The sequence below is a fragment of the Legionella qingyii genome (genome assembly GCF_003184185.1).
The window spans coordinates 1-7,494 of sequence record NZ_QHJG01000067.1; the positions used below are offsets into that span (position 1 = coordinate 1).

Below are 7,494 nucleotides of genomic sequence, written 5' to 3' on the forward strand. Positions count from 1 at the left end.
ACCGTTGAAAAAGAACGGGAGCATGTGGCAAAAGCAATCGCGAGTTTTAGGCAAATGGGATTCACACTGATACAAAGTCGTTGCAAACAGTGGCTTCGTTTTTTGGGAAGTTTTCCTTTTATATTGACTGAAGGGCTTTTTTCAAGCCTTGAACTTTTAGGTTTGACCAAAAAATTAAGCCATACGAATGTGGCTAACCTTCTGCCTGTAGTTGCTGATTTTAAAGGAGCAAGGCAGGGGCTCATTCTACCAACATACCGTCATCAGTTGTTTTATTTAGATACGTTTGATGATCGAGTTTTACCTATTACCAATTTTAATCGTTTAACCATAGCAAGCCCTGGCTCAGGTAAATCATTCTTTGAACAAGCACAAATTCTTGATGGTTTGTCACGTGGGCAGCAAATTTTTGTCATTGATTTAGGTGGTTCTTACAAACATTTATGTGAGTTAGTCGGTGGAAGCTACATTGATGCATCTACATTGACGCTTAATCCCTTTACTTTATTTGATTTTGATGGGGTTACGGAAATTGATGGCGAGAAGGTGAATGATTACATTCAAATCAGAGACTTGTTAGCCATTATGGCAAGCCCTAATGAAGCATTGGGTGAGGTACAAAAAGCATGGCTTTTGGATGCGGTGCTTACCTGTTGGAAAGAGCGGGGACGGCTCGCCAAAATGGATGATGTATTGGCGGCACTGCGTGAACTTTTGCAAAAACCAGAGTCCAGAAATGACCGAAGATTAAAAGATTTGCTGATATTGTTGGATAAGTATGGAAGCCATGGAATCTATGGCAAGATGTTTAACAGTGATACTCCTCTTTTGAATAATTCTAATTTTGTGGTTCTTGAAATGGGCAAATTGGAAAGTAATCCAGAATTGCTCACCATTGTCATGTTCGTCATGATTGTGATTATTCAAGGTCAATTTTACCATTCTGACCGTCGAACCCAAAAGCGTTGCATCATTGATGAAGCTTGGCGTTTCCTGGTTGTGGGATCTAACCCAATTTCTGCAGGATTTATTGAGCAGGGATTTCGCACCGCGAGAAAACACACAGGTGGTTTTGCGGTGATTACTCAAAATCTTGCTGACACCATGAATACACTCCAGGGTCAAGCAATTGCTGCAGCAGCAGATACTAAAATCATCATGCGTCAAGGAGCATTTCGGGACTATGTAGAGAAACATCCCGACCATTTTAACCCTCTAGAAATATCCATGATCGAATCCTTTGGTGAGGCTAAAACGCAAGGCTTTTCCAATTTGATGATTCAATTTGGCAATGTCACTACATTTCACCGTTATTTTTGCGATCCATTTTCAAGAGTTTTGTTTTCTACCTCAGGTGATGAATTTGGTGAAATAGAATCGTTAATGAACCAGGGAATACTACTTACAGATGCAGTTCATGCTGTTGCACAACAATACTATGGAGATGAGTTATGCGCTTGATTCATACAGCTATAGTAAGTGCTGCCATATTACTCTTTATTGGTTTCGAACTTTATTTGGTTTCGCCAAAAATTCAAGTGGTACTTTTTGATGCTGAGGCGATTCAGGCTCAATTGATTCGTCAACTCGCAGAGCATCAAGCTAGTGATGAGCAAGTGAGCCATACAACACGTCAATTTAAAAATAAACTCCAAAAACTGTTAACACAGTATGCACAGCAGCATCACGTCATGATTTTAAACCAACGTGAGGTTCTTGCAGGTGGCGAAGACATTACTGATGAGATTGCTAACAAGTTAGGCCAAGCAATGAGGAAAGGTTCATGAAAAAAGTAATGCTTGTATCTCTTATGATAACGATTTATTGGAATGCTCATGCCAAATCGTTCGGTGTGGTAGGAGAGGTTTTTCCTGTTGCAGAAAAAAGTTTTTTAGTACTAATTGAAAAGCGATTACGCACATTAACAACCAGTGGTGAATTGGAAGCATTAAACCGGAAATGGATTGATACAGTGGTCAACCATACTAACAGACCTACTGCATTAGGTTTGGAACGAATCAACAAAACAATCAGACATTACTACACGTCAGAAATCACTTTAAATAAGGATATTACTGACCATAAAGGCAAGGTTCTGTTCCCAAAAGGAACTTATGTCAATGCTCTTGAGCATATGCCAGCGTATAGACCCTGTTGGTTGTTTTTTAATGCGGATGACGAGGCACAGATTCGTTGGGCGCAGCTACAAAAAAGTAAATGTCCTAATCCTAAATTTATTTTGACTGGTGGAGCAATCAAGCGCACTGAAAAGAGCCTAAATGCCGTGATTTATTTTGATCAGGAAGGGCGGATTACAAGAAAGCTAAATATTGAACATGTACCAGCTCGAGTAACACGCAAAGAAAATCAGCTTCTTATTGTTGAAGTGGCAATTAAGGAGAATGGCAATGCGTTATAGAACACTCTTTATAATTGCCTTTTTTATTTTTTCTTGTACTAGTTTTAGCAAGCAGTGTACAGGACATTTTGTTAATCCGATTACCGATGTATGTTGGAGATGCTTATTCCCTTTATCGATTGGTAACACCAAAATTGTACCTTCGTCTCTTCCAGACACTGACAATGCCTCCAGTCCGATTGGAGTATGTCCTGCAAGCACGGGTGTTAGGGTTGGTTTGAATATAGGATTTTGGGAACCGATGGCACTAACAGATGTCACCGATACGCCTTACTGTTTGGTTAATCTGGGAGGCACCAAGCTCAATTTAGGTTTAAAACAGGCTAGAGGTGGCCGTCATGTCGTAGGAAATGGTCAGCAAAGAGCATTTTTTCATGTGCATTGGTACAAATACCCACTTATTAATTGGTTAAATCTCATTACTTCTGTAGGTTGTTTGCAGGCAGGCGACTTTGATATTGCCTACCTCACAGAGCTTGATCCAACCTGGCAGGATTCAGAAATGAGCTTTGTATTAAGTCCTGAATCGGTTTTGTTTGGTAATCCAATTGCAGCGGCAGCCTGTAGCGCAGATAGTCTTTCATCCACGCTGACTAACAAACCAATGGATAAACTCTTCTGGTGTGCGGGAGCACAAGGCACTCATTACCCAATGACGGGGCATGTCAATTCACCGATTTCTCCAGTGCAAACAGCACTTTTACTTACAGAACGTATGAATTACAAAATGCATCGAGAATTTCTGGTTTCTGATTCAAGCTCCGCATCTGGAGCTATTTGCAAAGAGCATTATTACACCGTAACGCCTAAATCACGCTATCGCTATGAGATGGTAAATCAGGTTGCTGACGGAAAACATTGCTTCCCATCAGGCCACAGTACGCTTACCTGGGAAGCAGGAAAAATTAAACTGCATACACCAGACCAATATGGATTTTTAGTGTGGCGAAAGCGCAACTGTACGTTCCTTTAAATGGAGAGAATTAAATGTTTAAGAAAGGGATTACTTTAATCATCGGATGTTGTGTACCAAGGATGCTGATTGCCGCCACAGTATCAGTATTTGTAAGTTTTTCGATGCCTAACAATTTGTTAGAGGAAACGTTAAAAGAGAGTGCGCGCTTAAACATTCCAGTTTATTTAAATGGTCTTTATCACGATTCGATGCAGTTAACAGCATCGAAGGTCATAGAGTTAAGTGAGCATGTTCCTAACCTAAATTTACAAATTGATCCAACTTTATTCGAACGTTTTGGGATTTATCAGGTGCCTGCTTTGGTTGTCGATAATGGATCGTCATTTGATGTGATTTATGGTCATTTGCCTCTTAAAGAAGGGTTAATGCGCATGGTTGATCGAGGGGAGAGCGGGTTTTCAACGCTTGATGCAAGGAGAGTGATCGGTGAATAAATACGGTTTCATTTTATTCTGCTTGATGTCGATCGCAACTCAGGCGCAACAAAATCAGAGTGATGCGCTAAAGGCGCGTGCAGAAGCCTTAAAAGCCTTAGAGGGATTTAATCCGGCAAGTGTATTAAATGGATACACACCTAACCCTCAAGAATCATCTCTTCAACCGCAAGAAGGCAACAATGCATTGATCGCTCAGGGACTAAATACTATTAAAAATAATCCAACTGCAAATGATGTATACAATCAAGCGGAAAACAGAACTAAAGTACGCTCTAATCCTAACAGTCCTGAGATGCGCTATGCTGAAACGCTTCTTGAAAACCCGGATGCAGTTCTAGAAGGGGCTTGTTATAAGGAGCCTGCCAATTGCAAAAATCAATCAATAATTAAGACCTGTGAAGAGTCCGTGCAGTATATTGGAACATCATGTAAGGAAACGTTAGATGTTCATGTTAAACCAGTTAGTTTTAGTTTTACTCGTGTTGTAATCCCTTCTCGTGGCCAATCGGTTGCAAGTTTTGATGTGCAAAGTTGTGTCAAAGGAGATTGGCGATGTAGCCCAGCAAATACAGTTCATTTATTACCTTCGTGTGAAAAAGTAGTTGTTTCAGTGACACGTAATAATCGTGCTGTATTAGTGACGAAACAGCCTGATTGTACTGACTCAACAGTTAGCGTACAGCTTCCAAGACGAGGAGGGGCTTCAACTTCCTTGCACATTACCCTGACTGAGTATGTGGGTGAAGACCAATGGAAGAATGGTGAATGTGAACGGATTAAAACAGGAACCCCAAACAGCCAATGTTTTTTGGAGGCAGCAAATAGCTGTGTTGAGCCTAATCTAGGTAAGGTAGTTGGCGGCATTACAATCAAACGTGCCTGCTGGGGAAGGGTGTTCAATTATCAATGTGCTCGTGTTAACTCAAGCTCGTGTACCCCTTTAATCAATCAAGGCTGTTCGCAAACTTCATCCCTTTGTACTCAGACTTCTGCCAATCGATGTGAACGTTTTTCACAAACGTTTCAGTGCATAGAGCACTGGTGCATGCCTGAAAAAACCGTGTGTCCTGAGAAAATTGCATGCAGTGATGGTCAATGTGACAGCTTAAACTCTGAAACAAGTGACGATATGGCTGAAGGTTTGTCACGGCTTGGAGCTCTTGCAGGAGCAGCTTCCGATGTTGCTGCTAATCAGATTCACAGTGGCGTACCTGCGATATTTACCGGTAAAAACTCTACTTGCCGCAAGGTAGTAGCCAATGCTCGAAATTGTTGCCGTGGCAGTCATCGCATGACGCATTGCAGTGGTGATGAAAAACTCCTGTCAAAAGCAAAAGAAGAAGGGCGTGCATTTAAGGTGGGTACTTATTGTGCCGTAAAAAAACTAGGCATGTGCTTGGAAAAGAAAGAGTCCTGGTGTGTTTTCCCAACCAAGCTTTCTTCAATCATTCAAATTCAAGGGCGTTACAGTCAATTAGGAGTTGGTTTTGGTTGGGCAAAAGATGAGGACAACAATGCCAATTGCCGAGGAATAACGCCTGAGGAACTTGAACGCATCAATTTTTCAGTATTGGATTTATCACCAATTCAGCAAGAGCTGATTGCGCGTATGGCCTTACCCAATAACGGACAAATTAACCGCTCTAATCAATCTCATGTGGAGCGCTTAAAACAGGAGGAGCGTGCACATGATTAAAGCGTTCCTAATCCTATCAATGTTTCTGTATTCGCTTAGTTTGTTTGCAGAAAAACCGACAGGTTTTCTCTGGTATAACATTGAACAAAACAAGAAAGCACATAAAGAAAGACAAAGAGGGGTTTCTTTTAACCAGTTAAGCTTTACGCAGCAGGATGCCGTTCTTCGGTTTTATACCATGGAAGCGTTACACAAAGCACGTTCTACCAAGAAGGTCGAAGACATGCGCGTATTTTTAAGTCTTCAGGATTATTGGCTTAAAGAATCTACTCGCTTTAAAGCCCTATTTCAAAAAACTATGTTGGCTTATCCAGAATATGATTATACGGTGACCCATCCTACTTCAAATTTAGGCGCAAAAATAACTGATGAACTTCGTGAAACACATCAAACTGAGGTTATTTCATCCCTTTCAAAGTCACATGGACTTTTGTTGTTTTATCGTGGCAAGAGCCCTTATGACTTAAAACAACTCCCTATTATTGAAGATTTTTGTAAGCGTTTTCATTTGGCATTGATGCCGATTAGCGTGGATGGCGTTGCTTCATCTGAATTTTTTCATACACGAAAGGATCGTGGTCAAGCTAATCGACTTGGGGTGCGTTATTTCCCCGCGACTTTATTAGTTCATCCTCAAAGCCAAAAAGTGATTCCTATTGCCTATGGTCTAACCACCCAGGATGTTTTGATGGAGCGTTTGGTACAAGTAGCCACTCAATTTAAAGGAGAAATATGATGCATGCACGTTGGTTTATGACGACTCTATTAGCCACACATGCTTTCATGGCCTATGCAGGAAGCCAACAATGGCTAACTCAAATGATTGTTGAACATGAAAGAACGATTCAACAAAAAAATAGAGTAGAAGAGCCTCAAAACCAAAATAATGACTTCTTTAGTCAACATGGATTGATACTGTTTTATGCGAGCTCTTGTCCGCATTGCCATCAATTTGCCCCAGTACTTAAAAGTTGGGCAGGTAAGAATAAGGCAGAAGTGCTGGCGCTTTCTTTTGACAACCAGCCATTGCCTGAGTTTCCTCAATTTTTGCCAGCTACAACAGAATGGATAAATGACGCGTTTCAAGGAGCGTCCATTCAATATCCTGCCTTATTTGTAGTCAATCCCAAAACAAAAGCCTTGTATCCAGTGGGCTATGGTTCAATGACAGCAGAAGAGTTGAGTTCCCGTATTGAGGTACTGATTCCCAAAATAGCATCTTACGAACATAAGGAGATGCCCTTATGAATAAATGTATAACCAGTCTATTGCTGTTAAGCATGAGTTTAAAGGTGAGTGCTAATGTAAGCCAAGATTTGGATAATTTTTTTAATGGGATTGGTTATGCATCGAACGTGACCTCGCCTGCTGTCTTTGAATCGCAAGCAGCGGGATTTTTTGGTGGTGGTTCATTGTATGCTCGCAATCAGGTGCGTCAATACCAACTCGTACAATTGGATTTACCAAACTATCGAGCCGGATGTGGTGGGATTGATTTGTTTACTGGAAGTATGAGTTTCTTAAGTGAGCAAAAGCTCGTTGATTTGGGTAAATCGGTGATGACCAATGCCGGTGCCTATGCAGTGGATGTGATGCTTGCTTCCACAGTACCTGAGCTTAAGCAGGTACGAGATTATTTGCAGCAACTCGAACAAATGGCTAATCATGCTAGTATCAATTCCTGCCAGCTTTCGCAAAATATGGTTGGCGGTATTTGGCCAAAGACCGCAGAAAGCCAGCAGAAAATCTGCAAAGACCAGGCGGCTTTAGGCAAAGAGGGATTATTTAGTGATTATGTTAAAGCACGGATGGCTTGTTCTGGCAGTGGTTTTGATAACGTAATGAATAAGGCATCCCAAGATCCAGAGCGTAAAAAGCAAGTTGTTTTAAACAAAAATCTGGTGTGGTCACTTTTGCAAGCTAAGTCCTTCTTAAATAGCGACCAGGAACTTTCCGAAATGGTGAT

At 41.2% G+C, this 7,494-nt stretch carries 9 protein-coding genes; all 9 read left to right on the plus strand.

Annotated features, from left to right (window positions below; all coding sequences use genetic code 11):
* Nucleotides 1-1,461 (plus strand): type IV secretion system protein TraC (gene traC, locus DGG96_RS20255; protein ID WP_110144274.1); only part of this gene is annotated, 1,461 nt, incomplete at its 5' end.
* Nucleotides 1,452-1,787, plus strand: a complete 336-nt coding sequence (locus tag DGG96_RS20260; RefSeq protein WP_110144275.1) for a TrbI F-type domain-containing protein — start codon at nt 1,452-1,454, stop codon at nt 1,785-1,787. The genes traC and DGG96_RS20260, both read left to right, overlap by 10 nt.
* The gene (gene traW, locus DGG96_RS20265; RefSeq protein ID WP_110144276.1) at nt 1,784-2,419 is read left to right on the plus strand and encodes a type-F conjugative transfer system protein TraW; all 636 of its coding nucleotides are present in this window, start codon (nt 1,784-1,786) and stop codon (nt 2,417-2,419) included. Before DGG96_RS20260 ends, traW begins: the two co-directional genes overlap by 4 nt.
* On the plus strand, nt 2,409-3,392 hold the full coding sequence (gene traU, locus DGG96_RS20270) for a conjugal transfer pilus assembly protein TraU (protein ID WP_110144277.1): 984 nt from the start codon (nt 2,409-2,411) through the stop codon (nt 3,390-3,392). The genes traW and traU overlap by 11 nt, the downstream gene beginning before the upstream one ends.
* A gap of 14 nt (nt 3,393-3,406) precedes the next feature.
* On the plus strand, nt 3,407-3,829 hold the full coding sequence (trbC, locus tag DGG96_RS20275; RefSeq protein ID WP_110144278.1) for a type-F conjugative transfer system pilin assembly protein TrbC: 423 nt from the start codon (nt 3,407-3,409) through the stop codon (nt 3,827-3,829).
* Nucleotides 3,822-5,528 carry a type-F conjugative transfer system mating-pair stabilization protein TraN gene (gene traN / locus DGG96_RS20280; protein ID WP_110144279.1) on the plus strand — a complete coding sequence of 569 codons (1,707 nt, stop codon included), beginning with the start codon at nt 3,822-3,824 and terminating at the stop codon, nt 5,526-5,528. The genes trbC and traN overlap by 8 nt, the downstream gene beginning before the upstream one ends.
* Complete coding sequence (gene traF / locus DGG96_RS20285) at nt 5,521-6,264, plus strand: type-F conjugative transfer system pilin assembly protein TraF (protein WP_110144280.1); 744 nt, start codon at nt 5,521-5,523, stop codon at nt 6,262-6,264. The genes traN and traF overlap by 8 nt, the downstream gene beginning before the upstream one ends.
* On the plus strand, nt 6,261-6,776 hold the full coding sequence (gene trbB, locus DGG96_RS20290) for a type-F conjugative transfer system pilin assembly thiol-disulfide isomerase TrbB (RefSeq protein ID WP_233590510.1): 516 nt from the start codon (nt 6,261-6,263) through the stop codon (nt 6,774-6,776). Before traF ends, trbB begins: the two co-directional genes overlap by 4 nt.
* Nucleotides 6,773-7,494, plus strand: a 722-nt coding sequence (locus DGG96_RS20295; RefSeq protein WP_205872634.1) for a conjugal transfer protein TraH, incomplete at its 3' end; no start/stop codon positions are given. The genes trbB and DGG96_RS20295, both read left to right, overlap by 4 nt.